Below are 21,057 nucleotides of genomic sequence, written 5' to 3'. Positions count from 1 at the left end.
TGTTTGTCAATGTTCGAAGAGAATGTAGGCGCTGGTCAGCGCTGCCGGGAAACCGCCGATCTTGCCGGCCCAGGCCTCACGTTTGGTTTTGATGAAGGCATCGGCATAACTGATGCCAGCATCGAAGAGGTTTCCGTAGAAGCGCGCCATGAACTGCATCGTCGCTGCGTCGTCGACTCTTTCGACGGTCAACAGCGTGCGCCGCGCGCCGGCCACGGACAGTGCAAGCGGCAAGCCGCGCACAGTCGAGGTGACGCCGATGTCGCCGAGGGCGGTATCGCACGCCGACACCACGACGAGCTGCGAGGACCGCAGGTTCCAACTCAGCAGTTCTCGGGCATACACTATGTTATCGCCATCGCCTTCCTTCGGCTCGTCCGACAGCTTGGCATCGGAAAGCACAAAGCCGGCATTCATGAGCTGCTCCGACAGCCCCTCGCCGTGCGTGAAGAAACCGTGTGTCGAGAAGTGCAGGATCGCCTTGCCACCGGCAGCCGCCTCGGTACCATCATTGCCTTTGGCTTGCTGTACCGCCATCCCCCGCGCGCCGGCGAGCGCCGCGATCCTTTCAACCTCTGCGCGCGAGCCGGGCAGGTAGGCTCTGCCAGCCGCGTCGCCGTAGAAAAGACCGCCCGCAAGCAGCGCTGCATCGTTGGTTGAAGGCCGGTCTCCCTTCGCCCGGAATTCATACGCCTGCCGGCTGGTGGCGATATGCACGTCGACCAGTTCGCCCAACCGCTTGTGGCCAGCCGGCCGCAGCTCGGCGAAATCGAACTGATAGAGGAAATCGGCGGGAATGACGTAGAGTGCCTTGGCGTCCTCCGCCGCGGCGCCAAGGGCCTTGCCGAGCCTGGCAAAGAAGTTTCTGCCGGGGCCGGCCTTGCCGTCCCGCATGTCGACCGCATCGACTTCGACGACCTCGGTGGGTCCGGTTGCACGGGAGATCGTGGCGAATATCCGATATCTGTCCGGGGCGCCGCCCCTGTCTGCTCGCCACTCGCCGATTATCGCCAGATCGACGATGACGTCGCCTGCCGCCGGCCTGGCGAGCGGCCTGGCCTCTTCGACCGAACTGCGGATCCATGGTGCAGCCGGCTGCTGGCCGCGCTTTTCCAGAGCGGCATTCAATGCCTTGCGCGAATCTTCCATCGCTTGCTGCTGCGGCATCAGCGTGTCGGTATAGTATGTGGCCGTCACGATCTCGCGGAAGCGGCCGAAATCGCTGAAATAGGTCCTGATCGAATCACGAAGCGCCTGGTCGTCAGTGGTCTCGGCCTCGGCGCGCAATTGCCGCTCGGTGCCTCGCGTCAGCGTCTTCCAATTGTCGAGCACAGCCGCGAACAGGTCCGCCGCGTCGGCATTGCGTGTCGCGAGATCGGCGAGCGAACCCAGCATCTCGTCGACGAGGATACGCACGGCCTGCCCGGCGCGCAGACTTCCCGAAGCCGAAACGCTCGAGCGCGCCCAGTCGAACATGACGGCGTCGAGCTTGCGATAGCTTTCCAGGGCAGCCCTGGCATTCGTTTTCTCTTGCAGCCGCGCCTGCGCAAGCGCCGCCTCGAAGGTCATGGGATGCGCTTCGCCCAGGCTCTCGCGCGCTGTTGTCACAGCGTGTTCGCGATAGGCTTCGGCATCCTTGGTCAACGCCATCTCCTCGGCCTTGTCGGCGTAGAGATCGAAGAAGGCCAGCGACTGCTCGATATCGGCCCCCTCAGTGAAACGCGTCGTGTCGCGCGCCTGGATCTGCTCCCTGCTCAAATTGCGTTCGCCAAGACGAAATTGCGCATAGGCCTGCCAGCGTTCGGTCTGTCTGCGGTAGCCGGCATCGAACCCCGGCGCGGCAACGATGCGCGCGATAGCGGCGAGTGCTGCCTCGGCATCCTTCCAGCGCTCAGCCTCGAACAGGTCGTGCGCCATGTTCATGGCGGAAATCACCGTGTCGTTGGCGCCGCCGCCGAAAGCCTTGAAGCGCTTGTCATAGGCATATTTGTCGAATTCCAGCGCGGCGGTTGGCAGCTTGAGCGAGCGCAGCACCGCGGCGCGGTTGTTCATGATGCGCCAAAGGTCGGCATTGTCCTCGCCGAGCGACTTCAGGCCGGTCTCGTAGATGAACTGGTAGGCAGCTTCCGCCGATGCGAGCTGGCCGGAAGCGTGCAGCGTCTGCGCCAGCCCGTCATAGGCCGACAGGCCTTCGGCGCTGCCCATGCCGAAATGATCGGCCAGGATGTTGAGCGCGCGGTAGCCAAAATGGATGGCGTCCTCGTAATTCTTCTCGTCGCGCAGGAAGGCGGCGACGTTGAACTGCAGGAATCCCTTGCCTGGCCCGGTATCCGTCTCCATCAGCTTGGAATCGAGGCCGCGCTGGAAGACGCGCTGCGCCGCCTCAAAGCCGGCGAAACGGTTGAAATGTTCGCCGGCCTGCCCGATCGTCTTGAAGAACTGGTCGGCATCGCCATTCAATTCCATCGCGTTGAGCGCCGAGATCAGGCGTTTCTCGGCGATGTCAGCGCGCTTGGCGGTGAGTTGCGAATAGGCAGCGTCGACGCGCGCGTTGAGCGTTTGCTCCGAATCCGGTCCTGAGCGCCGCGCGATCGCGTCGACATGGAGGTCGAGCAGCTTGTCCTGTTGGTCAGGTCGCCCGGTGCGACCCGCCGCGTCGGCCAGAAGCAGCGCGAATTCATCCGCGCGGCTCTGGTCGAGGTCGCGGATGACGCTGTCCGCCCGCCCGATCAGCGTGTCGTAAAGATCCTGCCAGCGCCCGGCATACATATCAGCCTGCGCCAACAGGTAGGCCGCGTAGGCGGCTGCTTTCGGGTCGCGCTTCGCGAAATCCCCGTCGATCAGCGCGAGCGCCTTCTGGCGCGCATCGGCAAAATCCGACTTGCGGATAGCCGTCTCGACCGCCTGGATTTCCGGCGGCCGCGGCGTAGCCTGGCCGGACGTTTGCCCGCCGATCGCCGGGGCCTGCTCGGCCAGGACGGCTGTGCCGAGCGTGAGGACGAGCACCCCCGCCAGGCCGAGACCCACCATCCGTGCGCGCGGCGAACGGATTGCGGCAAACCCCGGGCGCGCCATTTTGCTCATGCCGCGCTCCTTGTCATCCTCAGGCCTACACCAGTTCCCTGCCCTTGGCGTCGATGGCGTTGGCCACCGCCTCGTCGGTCGCCTCGTCCGGCAGCAGCATCTCGTTATGCGCCTTGCCCGACGGGATCATCGGGAAGCAGTTGGCAAGTGTGGCGACCCGGCAGTCGAAGATCACCGGCTTTTTCACCGAAATCATCTCTTTGATGGCGTCGTCCAGCTCGTCCGGCTTCTCGCAGCGGATGCCGTGGCCGCCATAGGCTTCGGCAAGCTTGACGAAATCCGGCATCGCCTCGGTGTAGGAATGCGACAGCCGGTTGCCGTGCAGAAGCTGCTGCCACTGCCGCACCATGCCCATGTACTGATTGTTGAGGATGAAGATCTTGATCGGCGCCTCGTGCTGCACCGCGGCGCTCATCTCCTGCATCGTCATCTGCACCGAGGCGTCGCCGGCAATGTCGATGACCAGCGCATCCGGGTGCGCAATCTGGACGCCGAGCGCCGCCGGCAGGCCGTAGCCCATCGTGCCGAGCCCGCCGGAGGTCATCCAGCGGTTCGGCTTCTCGAAATGATAGTGCTGCGCCGCCCACATCTGGTGCTGGCCGACCTCGGTGGTGATGTAGGTGTCCATATCCTTGGTCAGCGCATAGAGCCGCTGCACGGCATATTGCGGCATGATGACGTCGTGGTTCATCTTGTAGGCGAGCGAATCCCGCGCCCGCCATTTCGCGATCTGCTCCCACCAAGGGTGCAGCGCCTTCTTGTCGGCCCTGGCGGTCGCCCGCCACAGCCGCACCAGATCCTCCAGCACCCGGCCGACATCGCCGATAATGGGCACATCGGTGTGGACGTTCTTGTTGATCGACGACGGATCGATGTCGATATGGATTTTTTTCGAGTTCGGCGAGAACGCGGTGAGCCGGCCGGTGATGCGGTCGTCGAAGCGCGCGCCGATGCAGACCATGACGTCGCAATCATGCATCGCCATGTTGGCTTCATAGGTGCCGTGCATGCCGAGCATGCCCATCCAGTTCCTGCCCGATGCCGGATAGGCGCCAAGGCCCATCAGCGTCGAGGTTATCGGGAAGCCGGTCAGGTCGACCAGTTCGCGCAGCAAATGGCTGGCTTCCGGGCCGGAATTGATGACACCGCCGCCGGTATAGAGGATCGGCCTTTTCGCGGCGGCCATCAGCTCGACCGCCGCCTTGATCTTTTCCAGGTCACCCTGGACCTTAGGCTGATAGCTGGTGCGCGGCGCCGTCTGCGGCGGCACATAGATGCCCTTGGCGAACTGCACGTCCTTCGGGATATCGACGACGACCGGGCCGGGGCGACCTGTCGTCGCGACGTGAAAGGCCTCATGGATAATCGCCGCGAGATCGTTGACGTCCTTCACCAGCCAATTGTGCTTCGTGCAGGGCCGCGTGATGCCGATCGTGTCGCACTCCTGGAACGCATCCGAGCCGATCAGCGAGGTCGGCACCTGACCGGTCAGGCAGACCAGCGGGATCGAATCCATCAACGCATCCTGCAGAGGCGTGACCGCGTTGGTGGCGCCCGGCCCCGATGTCACCAGCATGACGCCAGCCTTGCCGGTCGAGCGCGCATAGCCCTCCGCCGCATGACCGGCGCCCTGCTCGTGACGGACGAGGATGTGCTCGACCTCGTCCTGTTGGAAGATTTCATCATAGATCGGGAGAACCGCGCCGCCCGGATAGCCGAAAACATGCTTGACGCCATTGTCCTTCAGCGCCTGCACCACCATTTCGGCACCGGTCATTTCGCGCCGTTCGTTCTGTCCACTGCTCATCGGTCTGGTCCCGTATTGTCCGCCATCGGGCGATTGCTGGTCGTTTAGTCGTGTTTCGGGCAATAAAAAAGGCCCCCGAGGGAGCCTGTGTCTGCGCATGGGGGGTTTTCGCCCGGCGGTTACACCGCCTTGCCCACACGCTTTCCTACTACGAGAATGAGTGCCGTTTTCATGGTGGCGGACAATAGAATTGGTTTTGCGCCGCTGTCAACGGCGAATATGCACGATGCCGGGCGGTTCGAGCCACTTGACCGTATCAGGCAGGCCCGGTTGCGCCCATCGCGTCGAACCACCGTTCCGATACGACCGCCGGCAGGGCCAGTGCCCACGATCTTCGCGATAAGCCATTGAAACCACACCAAACTATTTGACGACGTGACGCGGCACGCAGTTTGCCGCGATACTCCGGTCGACCGGGCTGGGAGGGTCCGGCAAAGCCGCGATGACGACCAGCACTTCACGGGAGGAATTTGATGCTCGACAAGGCCCCAGCCAAGAAACTAGCCGACGTGCTCGACCAATTCAGCGCAGCGCTCGCCGCCGGCGACATCGACGGAGCGGTCGGGTGCTTTCAGGAAGACTGCTACTGGCGCGATCTGGTGACCTTCACCTGGAACATCAAGACCATGGAGGGTCGCGACCAGGTGCGCGATATGCTGATGAGCCAGTTGGCGAAGATAAAGCCATCGAACTGGGCGCTTGCGAAAGGCGAAGACGCCACGGAGAGCGACGGGCTGCTCGAAGGCTGGATCAGTTTCGAAACGGAGGTTGCGCGCGGCTTCGGCCATATCAGGCTGAAGAACGGCAAGATCTGGACGCTGCTCACCACCATGGTCGAGCTGAAGGACCATGAGGAACCCGCCGGCTTCGCCCGGCCGATGGGTGCCAAGCACGGTCACGGCAAAAACCGGCCAACCTGGAAGGAGGAGCGCGAGAAGGAAGCCGCCGAACTCGGCTTTGTCAATCAGCCCAACACGCTGATCATCGGCGGCGGCCAGGGCGGCATCGCGCTCGGTGCCCGGCTGAGGCTGCTCGGCGTGCCGACCATTATCGTCGAGAAGAACGAGCGTGCCGGCGATTCATGGCGCAAGCGTTACAAGTCGCTCTGCCTGCACGATCCGGTCTGGTACGACCATCTGCCCTATATCGACTTTCCTCGGAACTGGCCGGTCTTCTCGCCCAAGGACAAGATCGGCGACTGGCTGGAAATGTACACCAAGGTCATGGAGCTGAACTATTGGTCCTCCACGCAGGCCAAGAGCGCCACCTATGACGATCAGAAGAAGGAATGGACGGTCGTCGTCCGTCGCGACGGCAAGGACATCACGCTGAAGCCGAAGCAGCTGGTGCTGGCCACCGGCATGTCGGGCCGGCCCAACATCCCGCAGTTCAAAGGCATGGAGAATTTCAAGGGCGATCAGCACCATTCCTCGAAACATCCCGGTCCAGACAGCTACGCTGGCAAGAAAGTCGTCGTCATCGGGTCGAACAATTCCGCGCATGATATCTGCGCCGCACTCTGGGAAGCCGGCGTCGACGTCACCATGGTGCAGCGATCGACCACGCACATCGTCAGATCCGACACGCTGATGGATATCGGGCTCGGAGCCCTCTATTCGGAGCAGGCCGTGCAAAACGGCATGACCACGGCCAAGGCCGATCTCATCTTCGCCTCGCTGCCCTACAAGATCCTGCACGAATTCCAGATCCCGCTCTACGAGAAGATGAAGGAGCGTGATGCCGCCTTCTACGAGGGCCTAGAAAGAGCTGGCTTCATGCTCGACTGGGGCGACGACGGTTCGGGCCTGTTCATGAAATATCTCAGGCGCGGTTCCGGCTACTATATCGATATCGGCGCCTCCCAGCTGATCATCGACGGCGCCATCAAGCTGAAGAGCGGCGTCGACGTGACCGAGATCAAGGAACATTCGGTCCTGCTCAACGACGGCACCGAGCTGCCGGCCGATGTCGTCGTCTATGCCACCGGCTACGGTTCGATGAACGGCTGGGCGGCAGAGCTGATCTCGAAAGAGGTCGCCGACAAAGTCGGGAAATGCTGGGGGCTCGGCTCGAACACCACCAAGGATCCCGGTCCCTGGGAGGGCGAGCAGCGCAACATGTGGAAGCCGACGCAACAGGAAGCGCTCTGGTTCCACGGCGGCAATCTGCACCAGTCACGCCACTATTCGCAGTTCCTGTCGCTGCAGTTGAAAGCGCGGCACGAGGGCATCGCGACGCCGGTCTACGGGCTGCAGCAGGTCCATCACACAGGATAGACGATCGAGGCTGTCGCCGGGACTCGCCGATGCGCTTCCAGTAGATAAGCGTACCGGTAAGTCCGCCATGCGGCTTCATTGCATAGTCCGGTATCTCACCGGCAAGCGTGAAGCCCAACCTCTCCTAGAGACCGGAAGCGCCCTCCTCTGTCGCTGTATCCAGGACCAGCAGTGTACGGCCCTTCTCGACGGCGAGGCTTTCCGCCGCCCGCATCAGGCGGGTGGCCACGCCTTTGCCGCGATGGTCGACGCGGGTCATCAGCTTGGCGATCTCGGCCCGGTGCGGCTGGTTGGGGGGACAGTTGAGCAGCAAGGTAACGGTGCCGACCAGAGCCTCGCCGTCCCAGGCGCCGAGCACAGCTCTTTCGCCTCTTGCAGCCGCAATAAGCGACTTCCTCCAGAAGGCGCCTGCCGCGCCCGGCGCCAGCGGATGCATGAAACTGACTGATCCGCCGGCCGCGACCGTCTCGATCAGCATATCGACCAGCATTGCTTGGGTTCCCGCAGCCTGGGTCAGATCCTTGATTTCGATGGAGATCATGCGTGCGATGTCCTTTGACTGCGATGGAGCGATCGGCGTGTTCCAGCCGTCAATCCAGACGACCGACTCGGCGTCGCTTTCGTGCTGCCTTGATCGCGGCAATGCGATCGGTGTCCTTTGGCTGCAGATGCAGCCCGCGTTCCAGGATTTCGAGCGTATATTCCTCATAGGTCAGGCCCAGCCGCTCGGCCTTTTCCATCCGCATCAGCATCACGTCGCGGCTCGGCGCCTTCCACGCCTTGGCATGCGCAGCCTGCCAGCAAGGAAGATGTAAGGGTCGCCCTTCGGTATCCGGCTCGAGTCAGAGCCAAGGCGAGCATGGCCATGGCGGCTATGGGGAGGATGGACGGTGAAGTACCTAAATTTCGCCCTCAAGTCTGGCAAGCCCCTCGGAAAAGGTCTTCAGCACAGGTTTGGAATCTTCAACCGCCGAGATGAATCTAGTGGCAAGGTTCTTGGACGCGATTGGATCAACTGTCGCGGGTTTGAGCGCCTTCTCGCCCATGCGAACGAGCAAATCCGCTTTCTGCACAAGCACTTTCAGAACTTCATACGTGCCAGACATGCTGGTGCCAAAGTTTTTGGATGCGGCAAGAAGAACCTCCAATTCCATGCCAGTCTTCAGATTCGCGCGGAATGCTCTAATCTTAGCAAAATCGTCACTACTCAGCGGCGGTGGAGAAGAACCCAGGTATTTTCTCCGGAAATAATCAGACACGTTTTCCAATTCAACATAAATATTATTGAAATAGGCGCCTACCCAAACTGCATTCTTTGCGGCACGTCTTGCATCCCGGAGAGTGAGTTCCTTTTGCCGATCGTCAGATCGGTGCATAGCGTTCACCGTGAATGCCGCCGCTCCAACGGCAAGAACACCAGTGATCAACGTCTGGTAGGTAGCAACCCAGTTAGGAGGCATCCCGACGTCGACCCAAGCAATCCCACAGATGAAACCGATCGCGACGCCAACAATCGCGAGAAACCACCCATCAGAACGTTCCATTTTTCCCAGCTCCCTCGCCGAAAGATACTAGCGCACCACACATCCTTCGCAACATCAGGTGCTGCATGCTGACCTATGGATCTGTCTGTTCCGGCATCGATGCGGCATCGGAGGCCTGGGAGCCGCTTGGCTGGCGTCCGAATTTCTTCGCCGAGATCGAGGCGTCTCCCTCGGCAGTGCTGTGATCCCACGATCTGCCGCTCGCTCCCATCTTTTCCCTTCTCCCCTTGGCTTGGCTTCGCGCCGCGATGGCTGGCATCGCGTCTGTCGGCACTTTGCCCCATGGGGGCCCTTGTAGTCGTCGAGCGGCGGTCCCCCATTGTCGGAGCGTTTGGGACGGCCTGCCATGCGTTCAGCCTCTCACCAACGCGATCAGATAGTCGGCGACATCCGGTCCAGGAGCGTGGAAGGTGCAATCCGAAGGCGCGCCAAGCGCCAGGCAGTCCCCCGGTTCGAGACTGTGGACGATATCGCCCTCGGTGAATTCCAGCCGTCCGGAAATCAGCCAGATCTGCTGTTTGATGAAGGTATAGGATGCTGCCGGAAAACTCACCTTGGACCCCGCCGGCAATTGGACCCGGATCAGTTCGAGCTGCATGTCCGAGACCGGCGAAAGATGCCGCCGGACATAGCCCGTGGCGGGATCGCGCCAGAGCGGCTGATCGCTTTCGCGAAGCAGCCCCCCGCCTTGCAGCTCGGCCCGCGCGATGAGGGTGGAAAGCGTCATGCCGAAGGCCGCGGCGATGCGCACGAGAAGTGCTGCGGTCGGGCTCGTCTTGCCGCGCTCTATCGTGCTGAGCATGGCTTTCGACACGTCGGAGCGGTCCGCGAGCTCCGCCAGCGACCAGTCCCTCAAGGCTCTTTCGGAGCGTATTCTTCTGCCGATGGTCGAGGAGATATCGTTCGATATATCAGTCATTCATCCGGTATATCGAAATTTCGGAGTCAAGCAAGGGGCCGATCGGACCAATTTTTGCTAATGGCTTAATCGTCCCTACACCATCCGACCTCACCCCCCCTTAACCGCGTCGGCGTAAGGTCGATCGCCTTGGGGAAAATGGAAAAGGGAAATGGGGAACAGCCTGTCCATGTTCGTCGACCGCGACGCCTCCGTTGGAGAGCCGACACTGCAGGAGCGCCGCAAGGCGGAGCAGAGCGACAAGCGCGTTCTGGGCAATGTCGTCCAGTGCGACGGCGCGCGCGCCACCATCAGCGCCCATGCCGCCGATATCCTAGGCACGGTCACCGGCCATTGGAGCGTCGGCAAGATGATCTCCATCAACCTTGGCAACACGCGAACCGTCGGACTGGTCTACGCGGTCGGCAAGTCGGATCGCGCCTGGCACGATGAGGGCCAGAACCCGATCGAGGTCAGTATCGAGCTCATCGGCGAGGTGCGCGACGGCGCCGAGCCCGGCGCCAAACCAATTTTCGACCGCGGGATCACCACCTATCCGCATATCGGCGCCATCGCCCACCGCATCCGCAGCCGCGACCTGCAGGCGGTCTATGACCTCGCCGGGCGTCACTCGATCACCATCGGCACGCTGTCACAGGATGAGGCGATCGACGCCAACATCGCTATCGACGACACGCTGGCGCGCCATTTCGCCATTGTCGGCACCACCGGCGTCGGCAAATCCACCGCCGTCTCGCTGCTTTTGCGCAAGTCGATCGCCGCTCGACCCGACCTGCGCGTTCTCATCCTCGATCCGCACAACGAGTTCGCCGCGTCCTTGCCAGAGCATTGCGTCAGGGTCAATTCGGCGACCCTGGACCTGCCCTTCTGGATGTTCAGGCTCGAGGAGTTTGCTGAAGTGCTGTTTCGCGGTCGAGAGACCGTGCCGGAAGAGGTGGACGCCTTGCGCGATCTCATTCCCGCGGCCAAAAATCTTTATCGCAACCCGAATTCGGGCACTTATGTCAGGCGCGGCAGCGATGCGCTGACCGCGGACACACCGGTGCCCTATCGCATTGTCGATCTCATCAAGCAGATCGACGAGCGCATGGGACTGCTGGAAAGCAAGAACGACCGTCCCACCCTCAAATCGCTGAAGACGCGCATCGAATCGGCAGCCTCGGATCCGCGCTACCGCTTCATGTTCAACTCGCGGCTGATCGAGGACACCATCCACGAGACGATCGGCAATATTTTCCGCGTGCCGCATCACGGGCGCCCGGTGACCTGCTTCGAGATGGCAGGCATGCCTTCGGAAGTGGTCAATTCCGTCTGCTCGGTGCTGGCGCGTCTGGCCTTCGACCTGGCGCTGTGGAGCGAAGGCCGGCTGCGGCTGCTCTTGCTGTGCGAGGAAGCGCATCGCTACATGCCGGCTGATCCACGCCTTGGTTTCGCGCCGACCCGGCACGCGCTGTCGCGCATCGCCAAGGAAGGCCGCAAATATGGATGCTATCTCGGCATCGTCACCCAGCGCCCGGGCGAACTCGATCCCACCATCCTGTCGCAGTGCTCGACCTTTTTTGCCATGCGGCTCGCCAACGAGCAGGACCAGGCGATCATCCGCTCGGCGATCGCCGATTCCTCGGCCTCGACTCTGGCATTCCTGTCTTCGATGGGACAGCGCGAAGCCATCGCCTTTGGTGAAGGCGTGGCGACGACCATGCGAATGAAATTCGAAAAACTGTCCGATGGCCTGATCCCGGGCACAGCCAAGCGCGAGGAAGCCTTGCCGTCCGAGCTTGGCCATGACGTCGATCTGGTGGCGATCGTCGAAAGGCTTCGCAACGTTCCAAAACCGCAGCAGGCGATGGCCTTCGCCGAAGTCGTCGATTCGAGCCGGCAGGCCGGCGATCCCGACTACCGCAAGCCGCCCGCCCCGACTGTCGCACGCACCCAGCCGGACGACGATTTCGACATGCGATATGGCCTGAAACCCGCAACCTTCGGCCTGCGCTCGCAGAACGATTGAGCCGGGCGGCTTTAGCCTGTGAGGCTAAGGCAAATCCCGGAAGGGAATTCATCAGGCCGGATCGAATGACGTGGCTTTCGAGAACCCGGCGCGGAGTGGACATTTGAGTCCATGAGCACCGGAAGTCGAGAAAGCTGCGTCAGTCGGCCGGCCTCATGAATTCTTCTCCGGGATTTCAGGCGCAGACGCGGTTGCGGCCTTGCCTCTTGGCTTCGTAGAGCTGGCGGTCGGCGCGGCGATAGAACTCTTCGGCGGTTTCCTTGCGATCCCAGATCGCAAGGCCGACGCTGGTGGTGATCTTCAGCCGGACATTGCCCGATAGTATCGACATGTTGGCGATCGCCTTGCGGATGCGCTCGGCGAACCTGGATAGAAGTTCGGCGTCCATGTTGGGGGTGACCACTGCGAACTCCTCGCCACCCAGGCGCGCTACCACGTCGTGATAACGCGTCATGTCCTTGAGACAATTGGCGACCGCCCGCAACACCTGGTCACCGACATCATGGCCGTGGGTGTCGTTGACCTGCTTGAAATGGTCGAGATCAAGGATCATCAGCCCGACCGGCTTGTCAATGCGACGGAATTCCTCGAGATATTCCTTCAGTGCGTCGTCGAAATAACGCCGGTTCTGCATGCCGGTCAGGCCGTCGGTCAGCGCCGCATGCTCCAGCGTTTCTGAACGGGCGCTGAGCGAAACCGTCATGGCGCGCAGCTTGCCTTCTTCCGTCGCCTGCTTGCGGATCAGCGGGTAGATGAAGAAAATCCCGAAGAACAGGGCAGTCGCCAAAAGGACGCCGGTCCCAAACAACAGCTTGTTGAGATAAGTGGTCTTCTCAATCGCGGCAGGCGTAGTGATCTCCGCCGCGAGCGCCTGCAGAAGCCCATAGGCGTGAAGCGTCACCAGGCCGGCGGCCAGGATCACGAAGATGAAGACGAAAAAGGCTGATTCCGCCTTGTGAAAACGCATCTGCTCCCCGTTGCAAAACCCCAAAGACGTTATGGCATCGACGGCCTTACGGAGGGTTAATTAGGACAACTTCAACGGGAGGTCTTCCCTTAAAGTCAACTTTTCAGGTTGCACTCGAAAAGGCGTCCAAGATCGTGGATTCCACACGATCACCAAGGCGCAATCTCAGCCATTCCGGACCCAACTGATGCCTGAACCAGGTCGTCTGGCGCTTGGCATACTGTCGCGTCGCGATCTTCGCGCGCTCGATCGCTTCGGGAAAACTCAGCTCGCCGGCCATTGCGGCCTGGAGTTCGCGAACGCCGATCGCTTTCATCGCCGGCAAGTCGGGATCGAGGCCAAGGTCGGTGATCTGCCTGACCTCGTCGAGGGCGCCCTTCTCCAGCATGCGGTCGAACCGCGCCTCGATCCGCTCCACCAGCTCCGCTCGGTCCGGCTCGATCACAAGGAAGCGCGTGCTGGCTCTGTCGATCAGTGGACGGCCGCGCGCCGCCTGCCATTCCAGGATGGAACGGCCCGATGCGTCGAGCACCTCCAGCGCCCGCACGATGCGCTGGCCGTCGGTCGGCTTCAGCATCATGCCGGCCGCGGAATCCTCGCGCAGCAGGATGCGGTGCAGCTTGGCTGCGCCCTGCTCCTGGAGCTCGTAGCGCCAGCGATCACGGATCGGCTGCGGAATGTCAGGCATTTCCGAAATGCCTTCCGCAAGCGCGCGGAAGTAGAGCCCGGTACCGCCGACGAAAATCACCGGCCGTTCGAAGAACGTGCCGACCGGCCGTTGGAAGAGCGCACCGCCGTCGATGAGCTTCATCACGTCGCGCAGCCAGGCGCCGGTGGAATAGGCGTTGGAGGGATGGACATGTCCGTAGAGGAAATGCGGGACGCGAGCGAGTTCGGCAGCAGTCGGCCGCGCCGTCAGCACGTCGAGCACCGAATAGACCTGCATCGAATCGGTGTTGGCGATGACGCCGCCGTTGCGCTCGGCGAGGGCGAGCGCAAGGGCGGACTTGCCGCTGGCGGTCGGCCCGGCTATCAGGATCGCGTTCTTAACGCGGCCCTCGCCCGCCTGCCCGCCGGAATCTTTTATGCCGCTGATCGCCACGCTTGTATCCCATCCGGCCGGCCGCGCATTGTCGCCGGCGCTTGCGAATATGGCGTCACGGTCGGTCGGCGCAAGCACTGTTCGCTGGCTGGCCGAAGGCATCGCTTGCGAATTCGCCCTGCCCGAGACGGCCGAAGCCGCTGAAACGACCGTCAGCCTGCGCGCCGTGCTTGCACCCGAACCGGTTGACGTGATCGTTCAGCGGCCCCAGGGCAGGCGGAAGAAAATCCTTATCGCCGATATGGATTCAACCGTTATCGACCAGGAGTGCATCGACGAGCTCGCCGACGAGATCGGCGTCAAGGATTACGTCGCCGCCATCACGGCGCGATCGATGAATGGCGAGATCGCTTTCGAGCCGGCCTTGCGCGAGCGGGTTGCGCTGCTGAAAGGTCTCGACACTGCCGTGGTCGACCGCATCATCGCCAATCGCCTGACGCTGGCTTCCGGTGGCCGCGCGCTTGTCCAGACCATGCGGGCCAACGGCGCTTGGACTGCACTCGTGTCGGGTGGCTTCAACGTCTTCACCGCACGCATCGCCGCCATGCTCGGCTTTCAGGAGAACCGCGCCAACCGCCTGATCGAGCAGGATGGCCGCTTCACCGGGCTGGTCGCCGAGCCGATCCTGGGGCGTGCCGCCAAGGCCGATGCGCTGCTCGAGATTTCGGCGCGCCTCGGGCTGACGACCGCCGACGCCATTGCTGTCGGCGATGGCGCCAACGACCTCGACATGATCCGCCTTGCCGGCACCGGTGTGGCGCTTCATGCCAAGCAGGTCGTGGCGGCGGAGGCAAAATTCCGCATCGACCATGGCGACCTGACCGCGCTTCTCTATCTGCAGGGCTACCGGCGGGAGGAGTTTGTGGAGTGACGCCGATCCGCACCGAACGCCTGATCCTGCGCAACTGGGAGGATCGCGACCGCGATCTCTTCTACCGCATCAACTCCGACGAGCGCGTCATGGAGTTCTTTCCGTTTCGCCGCGACCGCGCGCAGGCCGACGCCAAGATGGACGAGTTCCGCGCCTGGATTGCCGAGGATGGCTACGGTTTCGCTGCCGCCGAGATAATTGAAACGCGCCAATGCATCGGCTTCGTCGGCCTCCTCGACACCGATCATTTGCCGTTCCTGCCGGCCGGCACCGTCGAGATCGGCTGGCGGCTGGCGCCCGAATTCTGGGGCCATGGCTATGTCACCGAGGCAGCCGAAGCCTGGCTCGCCTATGGCTTCGAAAGGATTGGCCTCGAGGAAATCGTATCCTTCGCCGTGAAGGGCAATAGCCGGTCCACCGCCGTCATGGAACGGCTGGGCATGACCGCCGACCCGGCCAGGGATTTCGACCACCCCGGCATTCCGGACAGCCACGCCAGGCTCAAGCGGCATGTGTTCTACAGGCTGACAGCCAAGGATTGGCGAACAAACCGGCGCTGATCAGCGCCGGCCCCTGATCAGCGCTTGTCAAACGGAAGCTCGTCGCCGGGCTGCGGCGGTTTTGCGCCGACCCGATCGAGCACTTGCGCGAAATCGTCGCCCGATGCATCACCCGCCCGTCGACGCAGGAAATCGGCCGCTTTCTCCATGGAGCTCCAACCTTTTGCGACACGGCCGACGCGATCCACTGGTTCAGCGACACACCATCAGCACGCGCCTCCGGGACTCAGTCCATCCGGATCGTCACAAACCGCAATTCGCCGCTCTTCGACGCCAGCATCAGCAGCGCATTTTTGCGTCCCTGCTCCTTCAACGCAGCAATCCGGTCCATGACATCCTTGGGCGTGGCGACCGATTCCTGCGCGATCTCGGTGATCACCTCGCCGGCCTGGATGCCGCGTTCGGCAGCGGCTGAATCCTTGGCGACTTCAGTGATGACGACGCCGGAGACTTCGGCGGCAATGCCGAATTTCGTCCGCGTCTCGTCGTTGAGGTCGCCAACGGTCATGCCAAGCACGGACGCCGTCGAAACGGCAGGCGCCTCGTCGCCGGTGTCCTTGTCGGTATTGCCGTTCTCGCCGCTGGCAAGCTTTTCGCCATCTTCGAGCCGGCCAAGCGTCACCTTCACGGTCTGCTCGACACCCTTGCGCACGATGACCACGTCGACAGCCTTGCCGACCGTGCTCTCCGCGACGACGCGCGGCAGGTCGCGCATTTCATTGACGTCCCTGCCGTCGAACTTGATGATGACGTCGCCCGCCAGGATGGTGCCGTTGTCGACAGGCCCGCCCTTGATGACGCCGGCGACCAGCGCGCCCTTGGCGGTCGCCATGCCGAGGCTCTCGGCAATGTCGTCCGTCACCGGCTGGATGCGCACACCGAGCCAGCCGCGCCGCGTCTCGCCGAACTGGCGGAGCTGGTCGACCACGCCCAACGCCAGCTGCGAGGGGATGGAAAAGCCGATGCCGATCGAGCCGCCGGACGGCGATATGATCGCCGTGTTGATGCCGATCACCTCGCCGGCGCTGTTGAACAGCGGCCCGCCGGAATTGCCGCGGTTGATCGCGGCATCGGTCTGGATGAAATCGTCATAGGGGCCGGAATTGATGTCGCGGTTGCGGGCCGAGACGATGCCGACCGTCACGGTGCCGCCGAGGCCGAACGGATTGCCGATCGCCATCACCCAGTCACCGACGCGCATCTTGCTGGAATCGCCAAATTTCACCGCCGTCAGCTTGTGCCCTTTCGGATCGACCTTCAGCACCGCCACGTCGGTCTTGGTGTCGGTGCCGACCAGCGTCGCCTTCAGCGTCACGCCGTCGGAGAAATTCACCTCGATGTCGTCGGCATCGGCGATCACGTGGTTATTCGTCACCACGATGCCCTGCTCGGCGTCGACCACGAAGCCTGAGCCCAGCGACTGCACCTTTTGCGAGGGGTTGCCCTGTTCGCCGGGACGGTTCTTGAAGAAATCGTCGAAGAAGTCCTGGAAGGGCGAGCCCTCTGGAAGCTGCGGCATCGGCACCGCGCCCGGGCCTTCCGTGCCCTTCACCCTCTGCGAGGTCGATATATTGACCACGGCGCCGAGCAGGCCCTGCGCCAGATCGGCGACCGAAGCCGGGCCGTCGTCGGCGGCCGCGGGCGTCACCAGCGACGGGACGGTAACGACGCCGATAAGAACTGCTGCAGCACCCGCGGTCAACGTCCGCCTCGCCGCGCGCAAAAAGCTGTTGGATGTCATCGAGAAGTCTCCCGGTGTCTCTGAGAAGAAAAAGCGCTCGCCGAAGACGCTGCGTCGAGCCATGTTGGCAAGAAATACGGCACGTTTGCGGCTATGGCTATCGGCAGAGGATAAATCCTCCGTTATCCCGAAATCATCGTCATCCACCACGCACCAGCCAGACCAGGCCGACACCAACGGCGATTGCAATCAGCCCGGCGACCCGCAGCGTATTCTCCGGCATCGACAGAACTTCGCCGGCAAGTTTCTTGGCGAGACCGGGAAAGCCGCCATAGACCAGGCCCTCGACGACGAGAACCAGGCCTATTGCCGCCAGAAAGTCCTGCACCGGCCGTTACTGGCCGGTGCCTGGCTGCGCTGTCGGTGCAGCGGGTGCACGGGGCACAGCTGCTGGCCCAGGCGCTGCCGGTGCAGCCGGCGCTGCCGGCATGTCCGCGCCGGCGGGATTGCGGAAGAAACGGAAGAAGTCCGAATTCGGCGACAGCACCATCGTCGTCCCGGTACTGTTCAGCGCCGTGCCGTAGGCATTCATCGACCGGTAAAAGTCGAAGAAGGCTGGATCGCGCTGGTAGGCGTTCGCGAAGGTGGCGCTGCGTTGAGCTTCACCTTCACCGCGCAGGATTTCAGACTCTCTCCGTGCCTCGGCGACGATCTCCACCACTTCGCGGTCGGCGCGCGCCCTGATGCGCTGCGCCGCCTCGTTGCCGCGCGCCCGCAGCCGCTCGGCTTCGGCCAGACGCTCAGCCTTCATGCGGTCATATGTCTGTTGCGAGACTTCCGCCGTCAAATCGGTCCGGCGAATGCGGACATCCTCGATCTGCAGGCCGAGCGACGTGGCGTCGGGCCTCAGCTGATCGCGCACTTCGCGCATCATCACGGCTCGCTCTTCCGAGAGCGCCGCCTCGAAGTCGCGCAGACCGTAGACACGGCGCAAGGCGGCGTCGAGACGCGTCCTCAAGCGTGCCTCGGCCAGCTCGATCTGGCCGGACACCGCGGAGCGAAACACGCGCGGATCCGAGATCCGATAGGCGATGAAGGCGTCGACCTCATAAAACTTGCCGCCCGAAACCTGGACGCGGATGTTGTCGAGGTCGAAGCGCAGCACCCTGTTTTCGATCAACTGCACGCTGTCGGCATCGAAGAAGGCGAACGGCGCCTTGAAATAGATGCCCGGCTGGCTCTTGACGTCGACGATCTCGCCGAACCTGAGCACCAGTGCCTGCTGGCGCGCATTGACAACGAAGACCGACGAATAGAGCAGGAACAGGACGACCGCGGCGATGACGGCGATGATGGGAAGACGGTTGGCCATCACTGGTTTCCTCCCAGCACCGGCGCCGGCGCCGGCGCCTTCTGCTGCAATGCCGGCAGCGGCAGATAGGGAACGACCCCTGGTCCGCTGCCTTGCTCGATAATGACCTTGCTGGAATCCTTCAGAACCCTCTCCATCGTTTCCAGATAAAGCCGCTGGCGCGTCACATCCGGCGCCTTGGCGTATTCGTCATAGACCGAGATGAAGCGCTGCGCCTCGCCTTCGGCCTCCTGCACGACCCGGTTCTTGTAGCCGGCCGCTTCCTCGCGGATCTGTGCGGCCTCGCCGCGCGCCTGGCCGAGCTTCTGGTTGGAATACTGGTTGGCCTGCTCGACGAACTTGTCCTCGTCCTGTTCGGCGCGCTGCACCTCATCAAAGGCGTCGGCCACTTCGCGCGGCGGTGCGGCATCCTCGATCGAGATCGCGTTGACGTTCAGGCCGGCCTTGTAGCCGTCCAGCGTCGTCTGGATGATTTCGCGCACGGACGCTGCAATGCCCTCGCGATCATCGCGGAAGATGTCCTGCGCCGGCCGCCGACCGACCGCTTCGCGCATGGCGCTTTCGGCGACCTGGCGCAGCATGCCGTCGGGATCGGACACGTCGAACAGATAGGCCCTCGGATCGGAGACCTGATAGGCCACCGAGAACTGGACGTTGACGATGTTCTGGTCGCCCGAAAGCATCAGCCCTGAACCGTTGCCGGAGGCCGTGCCGCCGCCGATGTTGACGAGTTGTTCGGCAATGACTGCCGTCTCGACCGTCTCGATGGGCCACCAATGAAAATGCAGGCCTGGCTGCGAGAACTCCGCCTTTGGCACGCCGAATCTGAGTTCGACCGCAACCTCGTCGGGCTGCACGGTATAGACCGCCTTGAACGCCCACAGCGCTATAAGCGCTGCCGCGATCAATCCGAACACGGCTGGGCTGGCGCCAGTGCCACCCGGCAAAGCACGCCGCAACCTGTCCTGGCCGCGCCGGATGATGTCTTCGAGATCGGGAGGCGAGCCCTGCGGACCGCTAGGCCCCTTTGGTCCCTGCCCCCAGGGTCCTGGATTGTTGCCGCCGCCCCATGGGCCGCCGCCTCCGCCGCTTTTGTCATTCCAGGGCATAAATGTCCTTTCGCTCCCTCATGCGCCGGCCTGACGACGCAAAATCCGGTGTTGTTCTTCTATAGGGATGCGACGGCGCGCTTTCAACGCGATCGGTCGTCGTCACCGTCCATTTTGGACCGTCGCGACCCTTTACCGTCTCTCAATGCACGTCGCAGCGTCGCTCGTAAACCGAATAGCGTGTCGCATGACTATCCTTTTCACCGGCCGGAACGTCCTGCGAGCGGCCGATGCGCCACAAATCCGGGTCGATCGGCGGGAAATGCGCGTCGCCATCGACCGCGGCAAGGACATGGGTGACATGCAAGCGGTCGGCCAGGGGCAGCGCCTGGGCATAGATCTCGCCGCCGCCAATGATGCAGATTTCGTCGGCGCCGGCCATGCAGCGCCCGCGCGCCTTGGCCAGGCGGATCGCCTCGTCGAGCGAATGCACGGTTTCGACGCCCTCGGCGCGCCAGGCCGTATCGCGGGTCACCACGATATTGAGCCTGCCAGGCAGAGGCCGGCCGATGCCTTCATAGGTCTTGCGGCCCATGATGACAGGTTTGCCCATCGTGTCGGCCTTGAACCGCTTGAGATCGCTGGAAAGCCGCCACGGCAAACCGCCATCGCGCCCGATCACACCGTTTTCGGCGATGGCGACATAGATCGCGACGTCCATCAGCCGCCGCTCCCGCCATCGCCCGAAGGTGCCAGCAGCAATATGTCGATGTCGTGCTCAGGGTAGAAATTCTCTGCCTTCATCTCGAAACGCGTCGGCCCGACTTTCCTGACGTTTTCGCCACAGAACGAGACCAGGTTCTTCGGATCGCCCTTGTCGACGGTCAGCTTGAACTTGCCGATCGAGCCAGTCGCCCAGTTGCCGCCAGTGGTCAGGACATAGGCGATGCGGTTTTCGAAATACCTCGGAATGCCGTCGGGATTGCTCTTCGCCGCCTTGCGAATCGCATTCTCGAACGCGCCGTCCATGCAGTAGCGGGTCTTGTAAGCGGCGTATTGGCCCTGGAATTGGCCGTCATAGAAGAAGCTGACCGAGGAGGTGGCGCCGACGCTGGGCTTGTAGCGATGGGCGACGCGGACTGCCTTGTTGGCTGGAAAAGTCGAGCGCCACCAATAGGTCGAGCGCAATTGCCAGAACGGCACATAGACGGTTTTCATGCCCGACCCGTCGTCGGCGGTATCCTCGATGATGAGGCCGCGGTCGATCCAGTCGTCGGCAACCGCTTGCGGCAGCTTCGCCAATGCCGCCCTGGCCGCATCGCCGAACGGGTAGAACGGCACGTTCTGCGACTTGAGATCGGCACTGATGTCGATGCCGAGCGCAAACGCCTTCTGCTCGAGCTGCGGCTTTGCCACCACGCCGTCGATCGTCACCTCGAAGCCGAGGAAATTGTCGCTCTGGCCGTTGGGAATTGCCGGCATCTCGTTCGGATCGCCTTCGATGTCAGGCATCGGAAAGGCGACGATCGCGTCGACATCCTTGTCGGTGATGTTGCGGAAGACATAGTCGACCGTCACCTTTTCCGGCGAGATGTAGAGGTCCTCGCTCTCCATGGCGACCGCGTCGCTGCGCGACAGGATCAGGCCGCCTGTCCCCAATTCGGCGATCGAATCATTGGCGAACACGGGCGTGGCCGAAAGCGCCAGCGCGGCGGTCAGGACATAACGGATCATGGAAGCTCCCTGGGCGAGATGCCGCTATGACTCTATCGCATCGGCCCGAAAATCGGAATCGATTTTCGGAAAGCACGATGCGA

General features: G+C 62.7%; 17 protein-coding genes and 2 pseudogenes. 4 read left to right on the top strand and 15 right to left on the bottom strand.

All coding sequences use genetic code 11. From position 1 onward, the window contains the following. Positions 1 to 6: 6 nt before the first annotated feature. Together M727_RS0125275 and M727_RS0125270 are read right to left on the bottom strand one after the other, a co-directional pair. Positions 7 to 3,084: a CHAT domain-containing tetratricopeptide repeat protein gene (locus M727_RS0125275; protein ID WP_084646884.1), complete on the bottom strand. Its 3,078-nt coding sequence runs from the start codon at positions 3,082 to 3,084 to the stop codon at positions 7 to 9. Between the two features lie 25 nt (positions 3,085 to 3,109). Next, the gene (locus M727_RS0125270) at positions 3,110 to 4,891 is read right to left on the bottom strand and encodes an acetolactate synthase 3 large subunit (protein ID WP_084646883.1); all 1,782 of its coding nucleotides are present in this window, start codon (positions 4,889 to 4,891) and stop codon (positions 3,110 to 3,112) included. Positions 4,892 to 5,364: 473 nt separating this feature from the next. On the opposite strand from M727_RS0125270, the gene M727_RS0125265 reads away from it, so the two are divergent. Beyond that, the gene (locus tag M727_RS0125265) at positions 5,365 to 7,167 is read left to right on the top strand and encodes an NAD(P)/FAD-dependent oxidoreductase (protein ID WP_027154970.1); all 1,803 of its coding nucleotides are present in this window, start codon (positions 5,365 to 5,367) and stop codon (positions 7,165 to 7,167) included. Positions 7,168 to 7,186: 19 nt separating this feature from the next. Here the strand turns inward: M727_RS0125265 and M727_RS37435 are convergent. The 4 genes and pseudogenes from M727_RS37435 to M727_RS0125245 form a co-directional block, all read right to left on the bottom strand. Further along, positions 7,187 to 7,708: pseudogene (locus tag M727_RS37435) on the bottom strand (GNAT family N-acetyltransferase); the annotation flags it as partial. A gap of 49 nt (positions 7,709 to 7,757) precedes the next feature. Next, positions 7,758 to 7,993 (bottom strand): annotated as a pseudogene (locus M727_RS44035) (hypothetical protein); the annotation flags it as partial. Between the two features lie 73 nt (positions 7,994 to 8,066). After that, positions 8,067 to 8,711, bottom strand: a complete 645-nt coding sequence (locus M727_RS0125255) for a hypothetical protein (protein WP_027154969.1) — start codon at positions 8,709 to 8,711, stop codon at positions 8,067 to 8,069. 352 nt (positions 8,712 to 9,063) lie between these two features. Continuing rightward, a complete protein-coding gene (locus M727_RS0125245; protein ID WP_027154968.1) occupies positions 9,064 to 9,630 on the bottom strand; it encodes an XRE family transcriptional regulator in 567 nt (188 codons plus the stop codon). 169 nt (positions 9,631 to 9,799) lie between these two features. Here M727_RS0125245 and M727_RS0125240 point away from each other — a divergent pair, with 169 nt between their 5' ends. Then, a complete protein-coding gene (locus tag M727_RS0125240) occupies positions 9,800 to 11,638 on the top strand; it encodes an ATP-binding protein (protein WP_027154967.1) in 1,839 nt (612 codons plus the stop codon). Between the two features lie 175 nt (positions 11,639 to 11,813). On the opposite strand, the gene M727_RS0125235 is transcribed toward M727_RS0125240, so the two are convergent. Beyond that, on the bottom strand, positions 11,814 to 12,605 hold the full coding sequence (locus tag M727_RS0125235) for a GGDEF domain-containing protein (RefSeq protein ID WP_027154966.1): 792 nt from the start codon (positions 12,603 to 12,605) through the stop codon (positions 11,814 to 11,816). Positions 12,606 to 12,708: 103 nt separating this feature from the next. Further along, positions 12,709 to 13,701, bottom strand: a complete 993-nt coding sequence (miaA, locus tag M727_RS0125230; RefSeq protein ID WP_027154965.1) for a tRNA (adenosine(37)-N6)-dimethylallyltransferase MiaA — start codon at positions 13,699 to 13,701, stop codon at positions 12,709 to 12,711. Here miaA and serB point away from each other — a divergent pair. Together serB and M727_RS0125220 are read left to right on the top strand one after the other, a co-directional pair. Further along, the gene (serB, locus tag M727_RS0125225) at positions 13,691 to 14,578 is read left to right on the top strand and encodes a phosphoserine phosphatase SerB (RefSeq protein ID WP_027155015.1); all 888 of its coding nucleotides are present in this window, start codon (positions 13,691 to 13,693) and stop codon (positions 14,576 to 14,578) included. The genes miaA and serB overlap by 11 nt on opposite strands. Beyond that, on the top strand, positions 14,575 to 15,138 hold the full coding sequence (locus tag M727_RS0125220; RefSeq protein WP_027154964.1) for a GNAT family N-acetyltransferase: 564 nt from the start codon (positions 14,575 to 14,577) through the stop codon (positions 15,136 to 15,138). The genes serB and M727_RS0125220 overlap by 4 nt, the downstream gene beginning before the upstream one ends. Before the next feature lie 17 nt (positions 15,139 to 15,155). Here the strand turns inward: M727_RS0125220 and M727_RS43840 are convergent, their stop codons facing one another. From M727_RS43840 to M727_RS0125185, 7 genes are all read right to left on the bottom strand, one after another. Next, positions 15,156 to 15,287, bottom strand: a complete 132-nt coding sequence (locus tag M727_RS43840) for a hypothetical protein (RefSeq protein ID WP_280944177.1) — start codon at positions 15,285 to 15,287, stop codon at positions 15,156 to 15,158. A 77-nt stretch (positions 15,288 to 15,364) separates the two neighbouring features. After that, entirely contained in the window at positions 15,365 to 16,879 is a 1,515-nt protein-coding gene (locus M727_RS0125210) for a DegQ family serine endoprotease (protein WP_027154963.1), read from the bottom strand. 139 nt (positions 16,880 to 17,018) lie between these two features. Beyond that, positions 17,019 to 17,207: a DUF2065 domain-containing protein gene (locus tag M727_RS0125205; protein ID WP_027154962.1), complete on the bottom strand. Its 189-nt coding sequence runs from the start codon at positions 17,205 to 17,207 to the stop codon at positions 17,019 to 17,021. Positions 17,208 to 17,213: 6 nt separating this feature from the next. Continuing rightward, positions 17,214 to 18,191, bottom strand: coding sequence for a protease modulator HflC (locus tag M727_RS0125200; protein WP_027154961.1), 978 nt, complete (start codon positions 18,189 to 18,191; stop codon positions 17,214 to 17,216). Continuing rightward, positions 18,191 to 19,300, bottom strand: coding sequence for an FtsH protease activity modulator HflK (gene hflK, locus M727_RS0125195; protein WP_027154960.1), 1,110 nt, complete (start codon positions 19,298 to 19,300; stop codon positions 18,191 to 18,193). Before hflK ends, M727_RS0125200 begins: the two co-directional genes overlap by 1 nt. A gap of 142 nt (positions 19,301 to 19,442) precedes the next feature. Continuing rightward, positions 19,443 to 19,961: a dihydrofolate reductase gene (locus M727_RS0125190; protein ID WP_027154959.1), complete on the bottom strand. Its 519-nt coding sequence runs from the start codon at positions 19,959 to 19,961 to the stop codon at positions 19,443 to 19,445. After that, positions 19,961 to 20,974, bottom strand: coding sequence for a DUF4424 domain-containing protein (locus M727_RS0125185; protein ID WP_027154958.1), 1,014 nt, complete (start codon positions 20,972 to 20,974; stop codon positions 19,961 to 19,963). The genes M727_RS0125190 and M727_RS0125185 overlap by 1 nt, the downstream gene beginning before the upstream one ends. Positions 20,975 to 21,057: the final 83 nt, after the last annotated feature.

The sequence above is a fragment of the Mesorhizobium sp. WSM2561 genome, from assembly GCF_000513915.1.
Taxonomy (GTDB): Bacteria; Pseudomonadota; Alphaproteobacteria; order Rhizobiales; family Rhizobiaceae; genus Mesorhizobium; species Mesorhizobium muleiense.
The sequence above is the reverse complement of the archived record's forward strand: the minus strand, read 5'-3'. Positions and strand labels throughout refer to the sequence as shown.

Excerpts from the sequence above, each read along its gene's own strand:
- M727_RS0125275 (WP_084646884.1), bottom strand. The coding sequence starts at position 3,084 with ATGAGCAAAATGGCGCGCCCGGGGTTTGCCGCAATCCGTTCGCCGCGC.
- M727_RS0125270 (WP_084646883.1), bottom strand. The coding sequence starts at position 4,891 with ATGAGCAGTGGACAGAACGAACGGCGCGAAATGACCGGTGCCGAAATG.
- M727_RS0125265 (WP_027154970.1), top strand. The coding sequence starts at position 5,365 with ATGCTCGACAAGGCCCCAGCCAAGAAACTAGCCGACGTGCTCGACCAA.
- M727_RS0125255 (WP_027154969.1), bottom strand. The coding sequence starts at position 8,711 with ATGGAACGTTCTGATGGGTGGTTTCTCGCGATTGTTGGCGTCGCGATC.
- M727_RS0125245 (WP_027154968.1), bottom strand. The coding sequence starts at position 9,630 with ATGACTGATATATCGAACGATATCTCCTCGACCATCGGCAGAAGAATA.
- M727_RS0125240 (WP_027154967.1), top strand. The coding sequence starts at position 9,800 with ATGTTCGTCGACCGCGACGCCTCCGTTGGAGAGCCGACACTGCAGGAG.
- M727_RS0125235 (WP_027154966.1), bottom strand. The coding sequence starts at position 12,605 with ATGCGTTTTCACAAGGCGGAATCAGCCTTTTTCGTCTTCATCTTCGTG.
- serB (WP_027155015.1), top strand. The coding sequence starts at position 13,691 with ATGCCGCTGATCGCCACGCTTGTATCCCATCCGGCCGGCCGCGCATTG.
- M727_RS43840 (WP_280944177.1), bottom strand. The coding sequence starts at position 15,287 with ATGGAGAAAGCGGCCGATTTCCTGCGTCGACGGGCGGGTGATGCATCG.
- M727_RS0125210 (WP_027154963.1), bottom strand. The coding sequence starts at position 16,879 with ATGACATCCAACAGCTTTTTGCGCGCGGCGAGGCGGACGTTGACCGCG.
- M727_RS0125200 (WP_027154961.1), bottom strand. The coding sequence starts at position 18,191 with ATGGCCAACCGTCTTCCCATCATCGCCGTCATCGCCGCGGTCGTCCTG.
- hflK (WP_027154960.1), bottom strand. The coding sequence starts at position 19,300 with ATGCCCTGGAATGACAAAAGCGGCGGAGGCGGCGGCCCATGGGGCGGC.
- M727_RS0125190 (WP_027154959.1), bottom strand. The coding sequence starts at position 19,961 with ATGGACGTCGCGATCTATGTCGCCATCGCCGAAAACGGTGTGATCGGG.
- M727_RS0125185 (WP_027154958.1), bottom strand. The coding sequence starts at position 20,974 with ATGATCCGTTATGTCCTGACCGCCGCGCTGGCGCTTTCGGCCACGCCC.